At 67.3% G+C, this 16,350-nt stretch carries 14 protein-coding genes and 2 pseudogenes; 3 read left to right on the top strand and 13 right to left on the bottom strand.

Annotated elements, in window-relative coordinates:
* Positions 1 to 234 precede the first annotated feature (234 nt).
* Positions 235 to 1,003 (top strand): annotated as a pseudogene (locus tag ACWD10_RS37755) (transposase).
* Positions 1,004 to 1,071: 68 nt separating this feature from the next.
* Positions 1,072 to 1,614 (top strand): hypothetical protein, encoded by a 543-nt coding sequence (locus tag ACWD10_RS37750; RefSeq protein ID WP_451098268.1) that lies wholly within the window; start codon positions 1,072 to 1,074, stop codon positions 1,612 to 1,614.
* Between the two features lie 940 nt (positions 1,615 to 2,554).
* On the opposite strand, the gene ACWD10_RS37745 is transcribed toward ACWD10_RS37750, so the two are convergent.
* The 5 genes from ACWD10_RS37745 to ACWD10_RS37725 form a co-directional block, all read right to left on the bottom strand.
* The gene (locus tag ACWD10_RS37745; RefSeq protein WP_451098267.1) at positions 2,555 to 2,752 is read right to left on the bottom strand and encodes a hypothetical protein; all 198 of its coding nucleotides are present in this window, start codon (positions 2,750 to 2,752) and stop codon (positions 2,555 to 2,557) included.
* A gap of 1,634 nt (positions 2,753 to 4,386) precedes the next feature.
* The gene (locus tag ACWD10_RS37740; protein ID WP_451098265.1) at positions 4,387 to 4,956 is read right to left on the bottom strand and encodes a hypothetical protein; all 570 of its coding nucleotides are present in this window, start codon (positions 4,954 to 4,956) and stop codon (positions 4,387 to 4,389) included.
* Positions 4,957 to 5,100: 144 nt separating this feature from the next.
* Positions 5,101 to 5,451 (bottom strand): hypothetical protein, encoded by a 351-nt coding sequence (locus tag ACWD10_RS37735; protein ID WP_451098264.1) that lies wholly within the window; start codon positions 5,449 to 5,451, stop codon positions 5,101 to 5,103.
* Positions 5,448 to 5,654: a hypothetical protein gene (locus ACWD10_RS37730; RefSeq protein WP_451098262.1), complete on the bottom strand. Its 207-nt coding sequence runs from the start codon at positions 5,652 to 5,654 to the stop codon at positions 5,448 to 5,450. The genes ACWD10_RS37735 and ACWD10_RS37730 overlap by 4 nt, the downstream gene beginning before the upstream one ends.
* Before the next feature lie 493 nt (positions 5,655 to 6,147).
* A complete protein-coding gene (locus ACWD10_RS37725; protein ID WP_451098260.1) occupies positions 6,148 to 6,441 on the bottom strand; it encodes a hypothetical protein in 294 nt (97 codons plus the stop codon).
* Positions 6,442 to 7,070: 629 nt separating this feature from the next.
* Between ACWD10_RS37725 and ACWD10_RS37720 the strand changes: the two genes are divergently transcribed.
* Entirely contained in the window at positions 7,071 to 7,619 is a 549-nt protein-coding gene (locus ACWD10_RS37720) for a hypothetical protein (RefSeq protein ID WP_451098258.1), read from the top strand.
* A gap of 532 nt (positions 7,620 to 8,151) precedes the next feature.
* Here ACWD10_RS37720 and ACWD10_RS37715 read toward each other — a convergent pair.
* The 8 genes and pseudogenes from ACWD10_RS37715 to ACWD10_RS37680 all read right to left on the bottom strand — a co-directional run.
* Positions 8,152 to 8,784: an MBL fold metallo-hydrolase gene (locus ACWD10_RS37715; protein ID WP_451098256.1), complete on the bottom strand. Its 633-nt coding sequence runs from the start codon at positions 8,782 to 8,784 to the stop codon at positions 8,152 to 8,154.
* Positions 8,784 to 9,869: an S-(hydroxymethyl)mycothiol dehydrogenase gene (locus ACWD10_RS37710; protein WP_451098254.1), complete on the bottom strand. Its 1,086-nt coding sequence runs from the start codon at positions 9,867 to 9,869 to the stop codon at positions 8,784 to 8,786. Before ACWD10_RS37710 ends, ACWD10_RS37715 begins: the two co-directional genes overlap by 1 nt.
* Positions 9,870 to 10,089: 220 nt before the next feature.
* Positions 10,090 to 11,436: an MFS transporter gene (locus ACWD10_RS37705; protein ID WP_451098252.1), complete on the bottom strand. Its 1,347-nt coding sequence runs from the start codon at positions 11,434 to 11,436 to the stop codon at positions 10,090 to 10,092.
* A 140-nt stretch (positions 11,437 to 11,576) separates the two neighbouring features.
* On the bottom strand, positions 11,577 to 12,797 hold the full coding sequence (locus ACWD10_RS37700; RefSeq protein ID WP_451098250.1) for a cytochrome P450: 1,221 nt from the start codon (positions 12,795 to 12,797) through the stop codon (positions 11,577 to 11,579).
* A 192-nt stretch (positions 12,798 to 12,989) separates the two neighbouring features.
* Positions 12,990 to 14,060, bottom strand: coding sequence for an aldehyde dehydrogenase family protein (locus tag ACWD10_RS37695; RefSeq protein ID WP_451098249.1), 1,071 nt, complete (start codon positions 14,058 to 14,060; stop codon positions 12,990 to 12,992).
* A gap of 128 nt (positions 14,061 to 14,188) precedes the next feature.
* A complete protein-coding gene (locus ACWD10_RS37690; protein WP_451098270.1) occupies positions 14,189 to 15,175 on the bottom strand; it encodes a PDR/VanB family oxidoreductase in 987 nt (328 codons plus the stop codon).
* Between the two features lie 165 nt (positions 15,176 to 15,340).
* Positions 15,341 to 16,084, bottom strand: a complete 744-nt coding sequence (locus tag ACWD10_RS37685) for an IclR family transcriptional regulator (protein ID WP_451098248.1) — start codon at positions 16,082 to 16,084, stop codon at positions 15,341 to 15,343.
* A gap of 156 nt (positions 16,085 to 16,240) precedes the next feature.
* Positions 16,241 to 16,350: pseudogene (locus tag ACWD10_RS37680) on the bottom strand (pyridoxamine 5'-phosphate oxidase family protein); the annotation flags it as partial.

Below are 16,350 nucleotides of genomic sequence, written 5' to 3'. Positions count from 1 at the left end.
CGTGACCACGGCAACGGCCTGAGGGGAGATCGTCATCCTCGAAACGAACAGCAATGTCGACAAGGTCTGGTGGTCCACCGGCGACCTGTGACCTAAGGGCTGTCCCGTAACTGCCCTGCGTGGGCGGTCCGCAGGCATCCCGGGCCCTCGCTCATGGACGCCGCGTATGACGGCATGTGGCCCGGCCAACAACGGGCAACCGGATCCGCCACACCTCAGTGAGACGATCTCGCTCTGGCTGGTGTGATCACGGCGTCGGAGCCGTCCTGGATAGCCCCATTCACTGGGCTGAGCCCGCGCCAGTTCGGCAAGCTGATCACTGCGCTGCGCCGCGAGGGCGCGGACTCGAATCGCAAGGCCGACCGTGGAGCCTGCCGCTGGAGGACCGTGTGCTGCTGGTAACGGCCTACTGGCGCACAAACTTGACGCTGCGCCAGCTGGCGCAGCTGTTCGGCGTGTCAAAGTCGGCGGCCGACCGCATAGTGGGTCACCTCGGGCCGTCCCTGTACTGCATCCGCGCAGGCGCTTCCGCGGGGACGCTGTGCTGATCGTGGACGGCACTCTGGTCCCCACCCGCGACCACACCATCGCCGAGCAGTCGAAGAACTACCGATACTCCACCAACCACCAGGTCGTGATCGACGCCGACACCCGGCTGGTCGTCGCCGTGGGCCGGCCGGTGCCGGGCAACCGGAACGACTGCAAGGCGTGGGAGCTGTCCGGCGCGAAGGACGCCGTCGGCCGGACCATGGTCATCGCGGATGGCGGTTACCGGGGCACCGGCCTGGTCATCCCGCACCGCCGAGAGAAAGGCCAGGCCGAACTCCCGGCCTGGAAGGAGGAGCACAACGCTTCCCACCGCAAGGTCCGTGCCCGCGTCGAGCACGCCTTCGCCCGGATGAAGGGCTGGAAGATCCTCCGCGACTGCCGTCTGAAAGGCGACGGCGTCCACCATGCCATGCTGGGCATCGCCCGCCTGCACAACCTCACCCTCGTCGGATGACAGAGAAACAAGCAGGCCAGCCAGCATCCCGTAGATCATTTACTGGACAGTCTTTAGCATCGCTGGTCATGGCTACAGTGATCGTGACCGTTGGGCTGGCGTTCATCGGCTACCTGATGACCTATCTGAACGGGCTACGTCTGGCGCAGAGACAGGCCCGCCTCACGCGCGTCAACCAGCAGCTAAGTGACTTCTACGGACCGCTGTTCGCTCTTATGGAAGCCAACAGCCGCACCTATGACACCTGGTCAGAGACGTACGCTCGCCCCGACGGCCGCGACCCCTTTCGCCACGACACTCCTCCCACCGAGCAGGAACTTGCGGAGTGGCGCACCTGGGCCACAACCGTCTTCATCCCAAACATCCAGGCTATGCGAGACGTCGTGGTCACCAAGGCCGACCTCCTCATCGAGGAGGAGATGCCTCAGGCTCTCCTCCAGCTTTGCGCCCACGTCTCGGGCTACGAAATCACGGCTGCACGCTGGGCCCAAGGCAACTATGAAGAGCACCTGTCGGTCATATCCTTCCCGGGCCGGGCGCTCAGAGAGTACATCCGCGACAGGTTCACACAGCTCAAGAGGGAGCAGGCTCGATTGCTCGGACACGGCTGAGCTGCCAACAGGAACCGATGGACGAGCCTCGTCGGCCGATGAAATGAAGCCCGTCGGCACAGGCGGCTCATTGCGGGACAGCCTTTAGGGTCCCTCTCATGCCTATATCGTGCATCTTCTGCGGCGCCAGCGGGCTCATGTCCCGCGAGCACGTCTTACCTCGCTGGATGTCCCGAGAGTTCAGCGAACTCGCCCAGGCCGAGGTGCTGTTCCACGGACGCGCCGAACACGCGGGCCCTCGTCGGGGAGGCCCGCACACGGTCCATGTCCGGGATAAGAAGCTGCAGGACCCGTTCTCGCGCCGCGCGAAGGTTGTGTGCGAGCCGTGCAACAACGGCTGGATGTCTCAACTCGAGGAAGCCGTCCGGGAGCCCCTCTCTGCGATGGTTCGTGCCCGACGGTGGTCCTCGGGCCGGAGCGTCAGGCGGCGCTCGCGATGTGGACCGCGAAGACCTGCTTATCGAGCACCGGGCGCCGCAGACCGGTCCGCCTCTGCGGCCCCCGCTGATCCCGCCGGAGGATGCCACGAGCCTGTACCAGGACCGTGCGCTGGGGCCGACGATGGTCGTGACGCTCGCGCTCTACCAGCCGGAGGGGCCGGCGGGCTTCTATGAGCCGGTGTTCGACCAGATGCAGTCCAGCAACGGCGACTACGGGTACTGCGCGACGCTGAGGATCGGCCACTTCGTGGCCCAGCTCGTGCACTACCCGGACGGGGGTGGCCCAATCCAACTGGCTGCCGCCGCATTTGGCGGTTCTGTGGCCCAGCAGCTCGGCCGTGTTCTGGCCTCCGCAAGCGCCGATCCGCGCTGGTGTGGAGTGGGAGAGCTTCATACGGCTTCCCGACGAGATCCCCTCCTAGCCGCAGCACGGCATGTGCGATCGTGGGCCACGAGCCTGAGGGTCCTCGCCAATCCGCCTGGCGAGGGCCCTCACTGTGTCAGCTGCCGAGAACGAACGCGCTGGCCTCCTGCGAGACCCCCGACGCGACACCGCCGAGGATCGCGCCCAGAAGCGCCCACAGCAGCGGGCCGCGGTCCTTCCCCGTCGGGTCGCCACCCATGGCGTACACGAAGCCGTGGAGAACGTTCACGGTCACGATCGGGCGGCGGGCGAGCTCCTGAATCCAGGTACTCACAGTGAATCCCCCTTGCAAGCTTGGTCGTTGATGGTTTGCGTGTCGACACGCCGCGAACCGTAGAGGACCCTCAAGGCCGCCTTGCAACTCGTCCCATAACGCGCAAAACGGAAGGGATAAAGCGGGAAGAAACGTGATCCCGAGCCATTCCTGCGCGCACCCGCGCGGGCGCGCGCGTAGAACGCTACCAGCGTGGTGGACACCACTTCCGCTTGGCCCTTCGGCGAGGCTTCTTCCACTTCGTCGACGGCCGCGGAACCTTCGGCCGATTCGCCATCGCCTCACCCCCGCACCTGCTGCTTGATCTCATGAGCCCCCCCCGCCGCGTCCGACCCTTCCCACTTCTCCAGCACATTCGGGCTGTAGCTCGTCAGTGCAGACACGTGCTGCAGCGAAGCCCCCAGCTGCATCGCCCGCACAACCATTGGCTCAGCCGACGCCTTCAACTGCGACTCGGCCTCCCGCAGTCGTCGCCGCTCCTGGCCTATCTCCGCAAGCGATGCGCCCTCAGCGACACCGCGGTTTGCAAGTCCGGCGCTCTGGAACAGCCGCCAGTCTTGGACCAGCCGATGTTCGTCAGAACGGGCAGCAGCGGATTCGAGCGTCGCCTCCCAATCGCCCCCGGGTCACCCTGGACAGTCCGCGACGCTCCCGAATCTGGCTGGCTATCAGGCGGATCCACCCCCTCGTTGAGCCCGCAACCAAGTGGAGGCGAAGAGCAGGGCTGGGTTTTTTCAAGAAACCCCAACACCGCTGGCGTTACCGCGGTACGGGCTGCACCAATAGGGCATGATCAACAGTCATGGCATGCGAAGTTATAGCCGCGCTCGTGGGAGTCCCCGCCGTCCTCGTGACCGCCGCAGCAGCCTACGCCGCTGGCCGAGCCCAAGCACGTAGCGCCTACGCCGCTGGTCAAGCCCAAGCACATAGCGCCTACCAGGGGCCCATCGACTCCGTACGTCGCCAGCACCAACGTGAGGCTTATGCCCAGCTTCTCGCAGCCGTCCACGAATTCGAGAAGGCCGCGTTCGCAGCCGTCTGCGCTCGGCCCGGCGAGGCGGGTGAGCTGTTCGCCAGGGTCGAGGCGGAGGAGGAGAAGTACTGGTACGCGGACGCGGTGGTCTCCCTGGAAGGGCCGACCCAGCTCCTCCCGTCAGCTGACCGGGTCCGCAGAGACGTGGGCGGAGCCCTCATGCGGCTGCATCAGTTCCTTTTCCCAAGAGAGGGCGCCACGGTAGACCGCGACCACGCCACGAATGCGCTAGGGGAACTGACTGACTCAGTAAGGGAGTTCACGGCTACTGCCCGTTCTCACCTCAACGGCGAGGGATGAGGTAGCAGGTCCTGACGAGCAGGGCGCCCCGAGATGAAGACAGCAACCAACCAGAAGGGAAACGCTGTTGCAGGCCGAGATCATCAGCGGAGCGATAGGCGGAGCCTCCGGACTACTCGGCGCCAGCATAGCCTCCGTGGTGGCCTACTCCGTCGGCAAACGAGCTGAACGAGGCGCGCGCTCGCAAGCACAAGCAGCCCGCGACGCAGCCTCAACCAGCTACGCTGCCAGCCTCGCCCAGCAGAACCACGCAGCACGCCGCACCGCATGCATCCGCCTCGCTGAAGCCACCCAGACCTTCCTAGACAACCTGGAGCGTTACATCAGGCTCGGCATCACGCCCGAAAGCGACAACGAGCGTGACCCGTTCGCCGCTGACCGAACCGCCATTGAGCAGGCCCTCAGTGCCCTTCATATCCATGGCCCCCTGGATCTGTGGCGCCTCGCACACATGTCCGTTGGCGAGGCCCGCCGTCTCACTTATGACGCCGGAACCGGACAGCAAGCCTTCGCCGCATGGCGAGCCCTCGACGTCTACCGGCTCCAACGAGGGCCCCGCGGAGACGCGGCTCGTGCCGTCCGCCGCCATTTGAGGTCCATCAGGGCAGAACACGTGCGGCGTCTGCGTGACCAGGAGCGCACCCGGCCCGAGGAGCACCGGGGAGCCGTCGGCAACCTCCTCCCCGACAGCGACGACCAGCAGCACGAGGAAGCCGCCCGCGTCGCCAGAGACGCTCTTCATGACGCCATTGAAGCCGGAATCATCACGCTGGAGCAGAGAGTCGCTCTCCTCGCGCACGCTAAAGCCCACGACCGTGACCCGCATCGTAGGCTCCGGGACATTCAGCACCGGCTGCGCGACCAACTCCACTGGTTCTCGTCCCTGGCGAGTGCCTATCTCAACCACACGAACCAGCTCACCGGCCCGGACGACACGTCGTGGATACCCGAAGGTCTCATGCAGGCACGGCCCCACTAACCAGGCCGAACGCAGGGCCACCCTTGAGTGGATCGTTCATCGGTCTTTAGGCGCGAGGTATTTCAGCTCGTCCGCTGCCCGCTCCAGGAATCGGGCTATGGACCGGGCGTCCCGCTTGGCGTCGTCCAGCTGGTTCTGGGCCCGGCTGGTATGGACGCTGCGGCGAGTGTCGTCCGTGGACTGCCAGTCGTCTTCGTTCCGGCGGATGTACCGGTCCATCTGTGAGAGGACTTCGGCCAGGTGCTCGACGGCTTCGCGGAGCACGTCCGCCGTGGCCGCAGCTTCTGCCGGGTACTGGTAGGCGTCGCACGCGTCGTCCGTCGCCTTGGCGAGATCCTGCAGGTGCTCGGCAGCGGCGGCGGCCGTAACGCGGTGCGGTTTGGTCATGCCGAGGAGCCTGTCGCACGACTCTGGATACTGATGAAGGTCGCGAGGTAGCCAGCGACGGGATTACCGAATGCTTTCTCGCCTGTGCGCTCGAACTCTTCGAGGAGGTAGCTGGTGAACATTCCCTCCAAGCTGGTGACGTCCTCATTCTTCAGGGGGTTGTATCCCTCCAGGGATATGCCCTCTGCCAGCTGGATGGCCATGGCCCTCTCCTCTGGTGCGTTACATCAGGCCCACAAGGGAATTGTCCCTCTCGCTCCACTGATCCACGGTCTGCATGCAGTCGTCCAGGGCCTGCGGCCTGTGGCGTGCCCGATGCTAAATCAAGATCTTTTTTATCCGCGGCTTGAAAAGACGAGAACCCATGATCAGCTCAGACTTATTCGCAGGAACAGCGAACTCGGGCAAGTCCTTCACGACCTTCAAGATCCGGGGATGCATAGCGACAAGAGGCTGGGACAGACGATCAGGAAACTACGGGGCACGTGGGACTGGGGCACCACCGAGCGCAGGGAGGTGACCCGCTGACGGTGTGCGGGCAGCGCCGCGGCCGCCGTCGGCGGGACCACGCACGTGCGGATCCATATCCGCCGCTGATGAAAGCCCAGCGGCCCTGTCGTTACTGCTACGTGGGCGGTCTTCGGAACTACGGCCTCCGCAGCGGTGAAGCACGCACGCGAGCCCCCGGCTCTTCCACTACTCCCCCTCCCCAGAGGGCAGGGCCTTGTCGTGCGGAACGGGCGCGGCGGGCAGGGCCTGAACCGCGGCATCCTTCGCCGCAACCAATGCGGCGGTGAACCGGTCCGCCACGACCGACGCCTGCTCGGACAGCTGACCCATCTCAGCGGATGCGACCTCGGCACGGGCGGTGGAGGCGAGGAAGTCCAGCACCTCGGCACCATCTTTCTCCAGTTGATGCATCTGCTGCAGCTCCCGAAGGCGGGAGTCGGCCTCGGCCGTCTGCGCGGCGTACGTCTCGATCGCCTCCACCTAGCGCTCGATGGCGGACAACCCCGGTCTTCAACGCCGAGCGGCGGGCCTCAAGTGGCGCCTGCGCGTGCTCGCCCTCCGCCGCGGACGGCGTCTGCTCGGCAAGGCGGCTGTAGCGGTCCAGTGAGCGGGCCACCTCCCACACCTGGGCAGGGAGCTGGAGCTGGGCACGCTGTCGGCCGACCAGATCACGCTCGTGGACCTCGGAGTCGAGGATCTGTGTCGCGGCCGTACGCGCACGGTCGAGCAGCTCGGCGGCCTCTGGTTCGTACGGCCGCACCACCTACCCCGACCAGGACGATCCGAGCGGCTACTCGCGCAAGTGGGTCGGCCCCTACCTGGTCACCCCCGCCGGATGTGAGTACGCCCCGATCCTGGGACGGGAACGCGTCGTCAGCGTGCTCCGCCGCTGACGACGCGGCCGTGGCTTCACCCCTCCTCGGTGGCGTCCGGCTCCCGCAGGGGTCGCAGGCCGCCGGGCAGGTGGGACCCGCCGCCGCGGCCCGGTCCGCGGCGGGGTCTTATCCGAGGTGACAGAGGCCACAGGGGAGTTCCCGGGATTTTTGCCGGAATCCCGCCGCGCCGGGGCCGAGTAGAGAACCTGTTGGCACGACGCGCAAGGAGCCCCCATGGCAACGCTCAAACCCGTCGCGACGGACCCCGCAGCAACCTCCGTCCAGCAAGTGTTCGTCTTCGCCAGGGCAAGGCAGAAACTGCCTGACACCGAGGACCAAGTCACGCGCCCCGGCGTCGCCTACTTCGTCGGCCACGACGGGACCGTCCGCCGCCCCACCAAGGAGGAATTGGACGAACCGGTTCCACCCGCGCTCCTCGGCAACTACTGGGCGCCGGAAATCGGCGCCGACGTCCCTGTCGCGGTGCGTGCGCTCGCTGCCCGCGATGCGGCATTGAACGGCGCGGGCCCGGAGGTGGACCGGTTCGCCTCCGAGGTCCTGGGCCTGTGGCGAGGCGGCCGATGGCGCGAGCCCGTGTCGACCGCCCTGCTGGGCAACTGGGCCGATCCGTTGGCGGAGGACGGCGGCAGCATCGCCCCCGCCTTCCTGGACGCCTTCAAGACCGAGGGGAAGGTGGTGCACCGGCAACTGACCCCGCTCTGGCGGCGCAAGGTCAATGACGCACGCCTCTGGAGCCTGGACTTCTCCTTCGGGACGGCCTGACCACGTACGACGTCGTCGCCAGCGGCCCCGATCCCTACGAGGTGCTCACCGGCGCCCTGCCCGACAACCCCCGCATCGCCGCGGTCCTCGCCCAACTCACCCCGCTGGAACGTCACCCGCTGGGCCGGGGCCGCAGCTATCGTCACCGATCTGGACACGCCTCTGGTCACCAGCTTCAATGCGGCTGCCCTGGGCGAGCGGGTCCGCCGCAAACTCCAGCGCCTCGGCGCCGAGTACAAGAAGCGTGCCGCCGCAGCCGCCTGGCGGGAGAAGCAAGCATGACCAGCCCGTACCGAGACGGCTTCCGCACGCCTCAACCAACCCTGATCGACTTCTGCGGCTCGGAAGCGAGCACACCGCCCGCGCCGCGGCGGCCGCCGCCTGGAAGAGGGAGACGGCACTTGGTGATCACCGCGAACTGTATTTCATCCGGCGCGTTCGCTGTTCCGCTTCTGCATCTGTGCCCTTGCTCCGGGACCGGCGCCGTTCCCCGGTCCACACACGACATGGGACACGCCCCGGGCCGATCGTCTCAGTACCCCCGTTCGACCCACTTAGCGAGATCCGGAGCTTCGATGCCGATGGTGGTGCTGTTGCCGTGGCCAGTGCGGACCACCGTATCGGGAGGCAGCACAAAGATCCGGTCGCGGATGGAGCGGATGATGGTCGGGAAGTTGGAATACGAACGCCCGGTGGCGCCGGGTCCCCCGGCGAACAGGGTGTCACCGGTGAAGACGGAGCCGAGGTCGGGAGCATAGAGGGAGATTGAACCGGGGGTGTGGCCCGGGGTGTGCAGCACGATCAGCTCGGTGTCGGCGACGCTGATCCGGCGCATGTCGGAGAGGTAACCATCTGGGTTGCCGTCGGGGTGGGTGCTCTTCCACAGCAGGCGATCGTCAAGGTGGATCAGAACCGGCGCGCCGGACGCATTGCCAAGGGCGGGGGCGGCATTGATGTGGTCATTGTGGCCGTGGGTGCAGATGATGGTTTTGATCCGGCGGTCGCCGACGGCACCGGCGATGGCGTCGGCGTCGTGGGCGGCGTCGATGACGATCACTTCGTCGTCGTCGCCCACGATCCAGACGTTGTTGTCGACCTCCCAGGTGCCACCGTCCAGGCTGAAGTTGCCGGAGGTGACCAGGTGTTCGATGTGGGCGGTCGCCATCAGAAGGTCACCACCGAGCGGAGCACGTCGCCCTCGCGCATCCGGGTGAAGGCATCTTCGACCTCATCCAGAGTGATTGTCTCGGTTACGAAAGTGTCCAGGTCCAGGCGGCCCTGGAGGTACAGGTCGATGAGCAGGGGGAAGTCGCGCGAGGGCAGACAGTCGCCGTACCAGCTGGACTTGAGTGCGCCGCCCCGTCCGAAGACGTCAAGGAGCGGAAGTTCCAGCTTCATGTCGGGTGCCGGTACGCCAACCAGGACGACGGTGCCCGCAAGGTCACGGGCATAGAAGGCCTGGCGGTACGTTTCCGGGCGGCCGACGGCATCGATGACCACGTCTGCGCCGAATCCACCAGTCAGCTTGCGCACGGCCTCCACGGGGTCTGTCTCACTGGAGTTGACGGTGTGCGTGGCTCCAAGGGCTGCGGCGACATCGAGTTTCCGTTCGTCGACGTCCACAGCGATGATCCTCGCCGCGCCCGCAAGCCGGGAGCCGACCACGGCAGCATCGCCGACGCCGCCACAGCCGATGACCGCTACGGAGTCACCGCGGGAGACGACGCCAGTGTTGATGGCCGCACCGATGCCCGCCATGACGCCGCAGCCCAGCAGGCCCGCCGCCGCGGGCGACGCGGCTGGGTCCACCTTGGTGCACTGCCCGGCTGCGACCAGGGTCTTCTCGGCGAAGGCACCGATGCCCAGAGCCGTCGCGAGTTCGGTGCCGTCGGTCAGCGTCATCTTCTGTTGCGCATTATGTGTGTCGAAGCAGTACTGGGGGCTCCCGCGTCGGCACGCGCGGCACTGGCCGCACACGGCACGCCAGTTGAGAATCACGAAGTCACCGGGGCTCACCTCGGTCACTCCCTCGCCGACCGACTCCACTACGCCCGCCGCCTCGTGGCCGAGCAGGAAGGGGAAGTCGTCGTTGATGCCGCCTTCGCGGTAGTGGAGGTCGGTGTGGCAGACCCCGGATGCCTGAATCTTCACCACGGCCTCCCCGGGGCCCGGGTCGGGCACCACGACCGTCTCGATCGTCACCGGCTCGCCCTTCGCCCGTGCGACCACGCCTCGTACTTGCTGGGACATGTCTGGGATCCTCTCGGTTCGATGCGCTGCCTGTAGGGCTGAGCTTGTTGGTATGGACAGCCCGTTGTGGGCCCGGCGCGATGCGTTCGAGCCGGGCTCCTGCGCTGGTGTGCTGTCAGGAACCGGGTAGCAGCGGGGCAGGCATATGCCCGCAGCAATGCCACACGCGGTGACCTACCTGTGGCGGGCACAAAGGCGGGAACGGCTTTCTGAGTGGGGATCAGTTCGCACTGTCGACGGCCGGGACCGCAGCGGCCGGCACAGGCTGCTTGGCGGGGGGTAGCAGCAGGAAGAGGACGGCAGTGACCACGAACATGGCGCTGACGGCCAGGTAAAGGCTCTGCGGAGTCGAGCCGGCATCGAGCAGGCCACCGGCGACGGTCGGGGCGAGGATCGATCCGATGCGGCCGACCGCGAGGGCACTGCCCAGTCCGGTTGCCCGGATCCCCGTGCCGTAGACCGTAGCGGTGAGGGCGTACAGGCCGGCCACGCAGCCGTTGACGAAGATCCCTATCAATGCGGCGAGAGTGAAGGCCGCCCCGAGTGCGGAGGTCGAGGCGCTGAATGCCGACAGCAGTACTGCCGTGGCGAACAGGTACGCCACGACAACGGAACGCAGTGCGAAGCGGGCGGTGAGAACCCCGAGTACGGCCGCGCCGAAGATGCCGCCGAGGTTGAGGAGCATCCCTCCGGTCAGGCCCTGGGTGCTGGACAGGCCGGCCTCCACCAGCAGCGTCGGCGTCCAGCTCATCACGAAGTAGAAGCTCGACATGACCAGGAAGAATCCCGACCACACCAGCAGCGTGGAGCGGCGCAGCGCCGGGGAGAACAGCTCCCGGAACCCAGCCCCGACACCGGAGGGGAGAGTGGTGGGCTCCGGGAGGCTCTTCAGCGTCGGCTGACCCATCCGCCGCGCCAGGGCGTTGATCTTCACCAAGGCGCGCTTGGGCCGACGCGAGATGAGGAAGTCCAGTGACTCCGGCAGCCCGAGGAAGGTGAGCGGGACAGCCGCAGCGGTGGCGATACCGCCGATCAGGAAGACCGAGCGCCAGCCGAAACGCTCGATCATGCCGACCGCGAGCAGTCCGCCCACAGTGGCACCGATCGCGTAGCCGGTGGCGATGAGGCTGACGGCCAGTCCGCGCCAGCGGCGGGAAGCATACTCGCTGGAGATGACGCTGCTGCTGGCCAGGACGCCGCCGATGCCGATGCCAGTGAGCACCCGCAGTGCCCCGAGCTGAACGGCCGACTGGCTGACCGAGGACAGCAACATTCCGGCGGCGGACACCGCCAGACAGCCAAGGATGACCGGGCGGCGGCCGATACGGTCGGCCCAGGGGGCGATGCACAGCGCTCCCAGGGCCATGCCGACCAAGCCCGCGCTGAGCAGCAGCCCGAGCTGGGAGGAATCCAGCTCCCACTCGCTCGACACAGCTCTGCCGGTGAAGGCCATCACCAGCACATCGAAGCCGTCGAGCATGTTGAGCAGCACGCACACCGCCACCGCGCGCCACTGGAAGCGGCTCATCGGTCCTTCGTCGAAGGCGGCACGCAGCGAGCCGGTCACCGGGCTGCTCCCGGGCAGGGGAAATAGAGACAATTTCTCATGGCAGCACTCCGTAGTCCGTTGTCGGTTAGGTCGTGGTGATCGAGTGGCGCACCAGGTGCTGTGGCTTCAGTGACTTGAAATTCCCGTCCGTGCCCGCGTCATGACGAGACGACGACGTGGACGCGCACGGGCAGCGATTCCCAGGAACGCAGGGTGTTGTTGAGGTGGCGGCGCGGAGCGGCGGCGAGCTCGATCCGGTCGATGCGTCGGGCCAGGGCGGTCAGCAGTGCCTCGGCTTCCAGACGGGCCACATGCTGGCCGACGCACTGGTGGATACCCATGCCGAAGCCGACGTGGCCGGAAGGGTCGCGGGCAAGGTCGAAGCGGTCCGGGTCGGCCCAGCGGGCCGGATCCCGGTTGGCCGCTCCAAGGAACGTCAGGATCTTTGTGCCCTTGCGGATCGCAGTGCCGCTGATCGTGACGTCGGTGGTGGCGGTACGGAAGAAGGTCTGCACAGGCGACTGCCAGCGCACCGCCTCGTCGAACGCGACCCGCACCAACTCGGGTCGCTCCCGGAGTCGTTGCCACTGATCGGGATGGGTGGCGAAGGCGTAGAGGCAGGCAGCCAAACCGTGCACGGTGGTGTCGACCCCAGCCGTCAGAAGGGAGCGTACGACCAGCGGGGCCTGTTCGTGAGTGATGTCGCCTCGGTCAGCGGCGGCCCAGATCTGCGCCCCGAACCCGTCCTCACTCAACATGTCACGAGCGCACTGCGCGTTCACCCATCCCGCCAGGCCGGCCACGCGGTGCGTGTCGGCCTCCACCAGGCTGTTGCGGGGGCCGAAGGAGTTGAAGGCCATGTTGCCGTACGGCAGCAGATTCTCCCGGCCGTCGGGACCGAGCCCTACGGCATCCGGGAAAATCCGGAGGGGAAAGGCCTTGGCCAGGGCCGTGAAGGCGTCAAACTGTGATGCCTTCACCAGCACTTGGCCGACCAGCTCGTCGGCGACCGCCGCCCACGTTTCACGCAGGCGGCGCAGCACGGACGGAGCCAGGATCTCTTGCAACACGCGGCGTGGTGCATCGTGCCGGGGCGGGTCGGCCTCAAGGAGCAGGCTCGGCGGGCGCCATGGCTCCTCGTGGCGGAAGTTGGCCAGGCCAACCCCCGCACCGGATTCAAAGTGCTGCCAGTCCACCAGGGCTGCGTGCACCTCCTGGTAACGGGCCATGGCATGGACGCCGTAACGGGACAGGTAGACGACGGGGCCGGCCTCACGCAGAGCCTGGTGCAGCGGCTCGGGGTGCATCAGCACTTCGTGGGCGAACGGATCGACGTCACTGACGGGCTGCACGACGGCGTGATCCAGTGCCTCGGTCATAGCGGCTCCGTGGGTTGTTCGGCGGCCGGGGAGGGCCGGAGGTGGCTGATGATCGCTTGCCGGTTGTGGCATGGGAGGAGTGGCCGCAAAGCTGTCCCGGGCGCCCTGGCCGCGGATGGGAGAGGTGCGGCTCGGCCGGGATCGCGTGCGGCCAGGATCAGACGTAGATCGACTGGGTCTGCTGGTAGACGGCTAGTCCCTCGGGGCCCAGCTCGCGGCCCAGGCCCGCTGGCCTTGACGCCGTCGAAGGGGGCGGCGGGCTCGGGGCTGTAGTGGTTGACGCCGATTGTGCCGGTGCTGACCCGGCGGGCCACGGCGGCACCCCCGTTCGGGGTCACCGGTCCAGACAGTTCCGCCAAGTCCGAATTCGCTGTCGGTGGCTATCCGGACGGCGCCGTCGATGTCGTTGTACGCAGTGATCGACAGCACCGGTCCGAAGATCTCCTCGTGGGCGATCACTGAGCTGTTGTCCACCTCGGCGAAGACGGTCGGCTGGACGAACCAACCCCTGCCAAGACCTGCGGGACGGCCACCGCCGGTGGTGATCCGTTCGCCTTCGCCGCGCCCCTTGGCGATGTACGACTCCGCCCGGTCGCGCTGCCGGGCCGTGGCCAGCGGCCCGATCCCGGTGTCCGGGTCGAGGGCGTCGCCGATGGTCAGCGATGCGGCGAGAGTGGTGAAGGCGTCGACCACCTCGGCGTAACGGCTGTGGGGTGCAAGGATGCGGGTGCTGGTGAAACAAGTCTGGCCGTTGTTCAGCAAGGTGGCGGTGAAGAGATCCGCGCCGATCTTCGCGAGGTCGAGTTCCGCGTCGTCCAGGGCGATCGCAGGCACCTTGCGTACCTCGACCGAGGCGCCGGACAGGGCGCTCTGCGCTTCCTCACTCGCCGCCTCCCGGGCAAGGCCCGCGTAGTAGCGGAGGACCATGGTCGGAAAGTCGGCCTCCAACTGCTGCCCTACGGCGACCGGCATGCCGCTCTGGCTGCTGACTCGCAGGACGAACCCGCCCGCACGCTTGTCGATGGCGTCCGCCAGCCGCTCCATCGCCTCCGCACGCCGCTGGGGTGCCCAACTCGCCCGGCCGACGGGATCGCCGAAGGCCCGGCGAGCGGCGGTGACGGCGGCGTCGATGTCGGCCGGAGCGCCTTCCGTTACCTGACCGAGCGGCTCCTCAGTGCTTGCGTTGACCGATGTGATCACCTGACCCGTGGTCGTCCGTTGCCAGGTGCCGTCGATGTAGAACGTGTCGTATCTCAGGTTCATGGTCCGTCTTCCGGCTTTGGTGGGGTGCAATCCCCCGGCGTGTCACCTACTGGCCCAACGCGCCGAACCGAAAGGCGGAACACACTGATCGCGTCGCCGCGTGCGAAGAACAGGCGAAGGGCTGGATCTCACAGGTCGAGTACGAGGCGGTCACTGCAGGAGCGCGACACACACAGGAACATGCAGTCGTTCGCGGCCCGCTCGTGGTCGGCGAGGATGGCGTCCCGGTGGTCGGGGTGGCCCTCCAGAACGGGCGTAAGACAGGTGCCGCACGTCCCCTGCCCGCACGACGAGAGCACGTCCACTCCAGCGCGGCGCACCGCCTCTAGCACAGAGACGTCCGGCTTCACGGTGATGGTGCGCCCGGTACGCCGCAGCTCGACCTCGAACGGGGTGTCCCGTGCCGAGGTGGGCTGCGCGGCCGCGGTGAAGTGCTCGGTCCGCAGCGCGTGCGGCGGCCAGGAGGCGCAAGCAACCTGCACGGCGGCGAGTAGCGGGGCGGGACCGCAGCAGTACACCTTTGTGTCCGCCTGAGGTGTGCCCAGCCAGGTGTCGAGGTCGGGCAGCCCGGACTCGTCCTGCGGGACGAGGTGCACACGTTTGCCGTGGGCGGCGGTGAGTTCTTCTCGGAATGCCATCGACACACGAGTGCGCCCGCCGTACAGCAACTGCCAGTCCGAGCCGAGTTGTTCGGCCTGGTGAACCATTGGCAGCAGCGGGGTGATGCCGATGCCGCCCGCGATGAACAGGTACTTCTGCGATGGCGCCAGGGGGAAGTGGTTACGCGGTCCGCCCACGCCGACACGGTCGCCCGGCCGGAGCAGGTTGTGGACGTACGCGGATCCGCCTCGGCCGTTCGGTTCGCTCAATACAGCGATGCGGTATGTGTGGGCATCCCACCGGTTCCCGCACAGCGAGTACTGCCTCGTTGTCCCGTCCGGGAGAATCAGGTCGATGTGGGAGCCCGGTGTCCAGTCCGGCAGCCGTGCGCCTGCCGGATGGGCGAGGGTGAGGGCAACGACGCCTTCGGCTACCCGCTCCTTGGCGGCAACCTCCAGAGTCACGGCGTTCACGGTGCTCTGTGGAGCCGCCCGGCGGGCGCCGACGGCGGACATACTGTCCGCATCCACACTCTTTACGACCACGGTGTCGCCTCCTGTCGCTGGGCTGCGGAAAGCATGCTCAGCGGAAGCGGACGGCAGCGACTGCGTTCTCACTCAGTGAGAGACAAAGTTCTCGCAGCCGCCACGCAGAGGTCATTGAGGCGTGACACGCATCGGCTATGGCGCACCGTGGGCGCCCAGTGCGCGCGAGAGGCCCCGGGCGGCAGTGCGCACCACGGGGACGACGGAAGGACCCTTTGGATCGTTGGGCACGACCGCTGCCAACGCGGCCACCACCTCCCCCACACCGTTGCGCACCGGCGCCGCGATGCCGAGGGCATCGGGGTGTACGAAGCCGGGGCAGTAGGCATAGCCCTGCTGGCGAACGTCGGCCAGCAGGGCCCGGAGCTGAGCGGGGGTGGCTGGTGTTTGTGAGGTGTAACGGCGCAGCGGCCGGGCGAGCACGCGCTCGCGCAGGTCGGCCGGGCCGTGAGCGAGCAGTACGAGGCCACTGGAGGAGACGTGCAGCGGCAGCCGGCCCGCGATGCGCGTGAAGTTGACCACCGCCCGCGGAGCCGTCAGCCGCTCCAGAAACAGCACCTCGTCGCCGTCCAGCACACTGAGCTGTACATGGTGGCCCACGACGTCGTGCACACCCTCCATGAACGGCAGCGCCGCTTCCCGCAGCGACATGGCGGGCGAAGCCCGCGTCGCCAGTTCCCACAGCCGCATGCCGACGCGCACCCGCCGGTCCGCATCCCGTGTCAGGAAACCGTGTGAGACCAGCTCGGCCACCAGGCGTGATGTCGTGGCGATATGCAGTCCAGAACGCCGGGCGACCTCCGAGACGGTAAGGGCCGGCTCCTCAGCGGTGAATGCCTCGAAGATCCGTATCAACCGTGACAGGACCGATTCGCTCATCTGTGTCTCACCTGGCCATCATCGGCCCGCGCGGGCGTGTCGGCCAGCCAGCCGACAAGGGCCCGGGCCACCAGCTGGAGATCCCGCGCTGGTGGCCGGGATGCTAGGCCCTTGTCGCCAGAACCTGTCAAGACCTTGGAGCTCCGTCGTGTCTGCCGGAACTGCGTCAACGCGCCCGAGCAGCTCGGTGAAGCGGGGGTCGTCACGGAAGACGGGCTCGCCGCGGCCGTGCACCCGGACGATGTTGGGCGGGCCCTGGAAGGCGC

This window comes from Streptomyces sp. NPDC002851, from assembly GCF_053591935.1.
The sequence above is the reverse complement of the archived record's forward strand: the minus strand, read 5'-3'. Positions and strand labels throughout refer to the sequence as shown.

What these genes read in the sequence shown, in the direction of transcription:
- ACWD10_RS37720 (WP_451098258.1), top strand. Translation starts at nt 7,071, where the DNA reads ATGGCAACGCTCAAACCCGTCGCGACGGACCCCGCAGCAACCTCCGTC.
- ACWD10_RS37730 (WP_451098262.1), bottom strand. Translation starts at nt 5,654, where the DNA reads ATGGCCATCCAGCTGGCAGAGGGCATATCCCTGGAGGGATACAACCCC.
- ACWD10_RS37710 (WP_451098254.1), bottom strand. Translation starts at nt 9,869, where the DNA reads ATGTCCCAGCAAGTACGAGGCGTGGTCGCACGGGCGAAGGGCGAGCCG.
- ACWD10_RS37685 (WP_451098248.1), bottom strand. Translation starts at nt 16,084, where the DNA reads ATGAGCGAATCGGTCCTGTCACGGTTGATACGGATCTTCGAGGCATTC.
- ACWD10_RS37715 (WP_451098256.1), bottom strand. Translation starts at nt 8,784, where the DNA reads ATGGCGACCGCCCACATCGAACACCTGGTCACCTCCGGCAACTTCAGC.
- ACWD10_RS37695 (WP_451098249.1), bottom strand. Translation starts at nt 14,060, where the DNA reads ATGAACCTGAGATACGACACGTTCTACATCGACGGCACCTGGCAACGG.
- ACWD10_RS37735 (WP_451098264.1), bottom strand. Translation starts at nt 5,451, where the DNA reads ATGACCAAACCGCACCGCGTTACGGCCGCCGCCGCTGCCGAGCACCTG.
- ACWD10_RS37700 (WP_451098250.1), bottom strand. Translation starts at nt 12,797, where the DNA reads ATGACCGAGGCACTGGATCACGCCGTCGTGCAGCCCGTCAGTGACGTC.
- ACWD10_RS37690 (WP_451098270.1), bottom strand. Translation starts at nt 15,175, where the DNA reads ATGTCCGCCGTCGGCGCCCGCCGGGCGGCTCCACAGAGCACCGTGAAC.
- ACWD10_RS37750 (WP_451098268.1), top strand. Translation starts at nt 1,072, where the DNA reads ATGGCTACAGTGATCGTGACCGTTGGGCTGGCGTTCATCGGCTACCTG.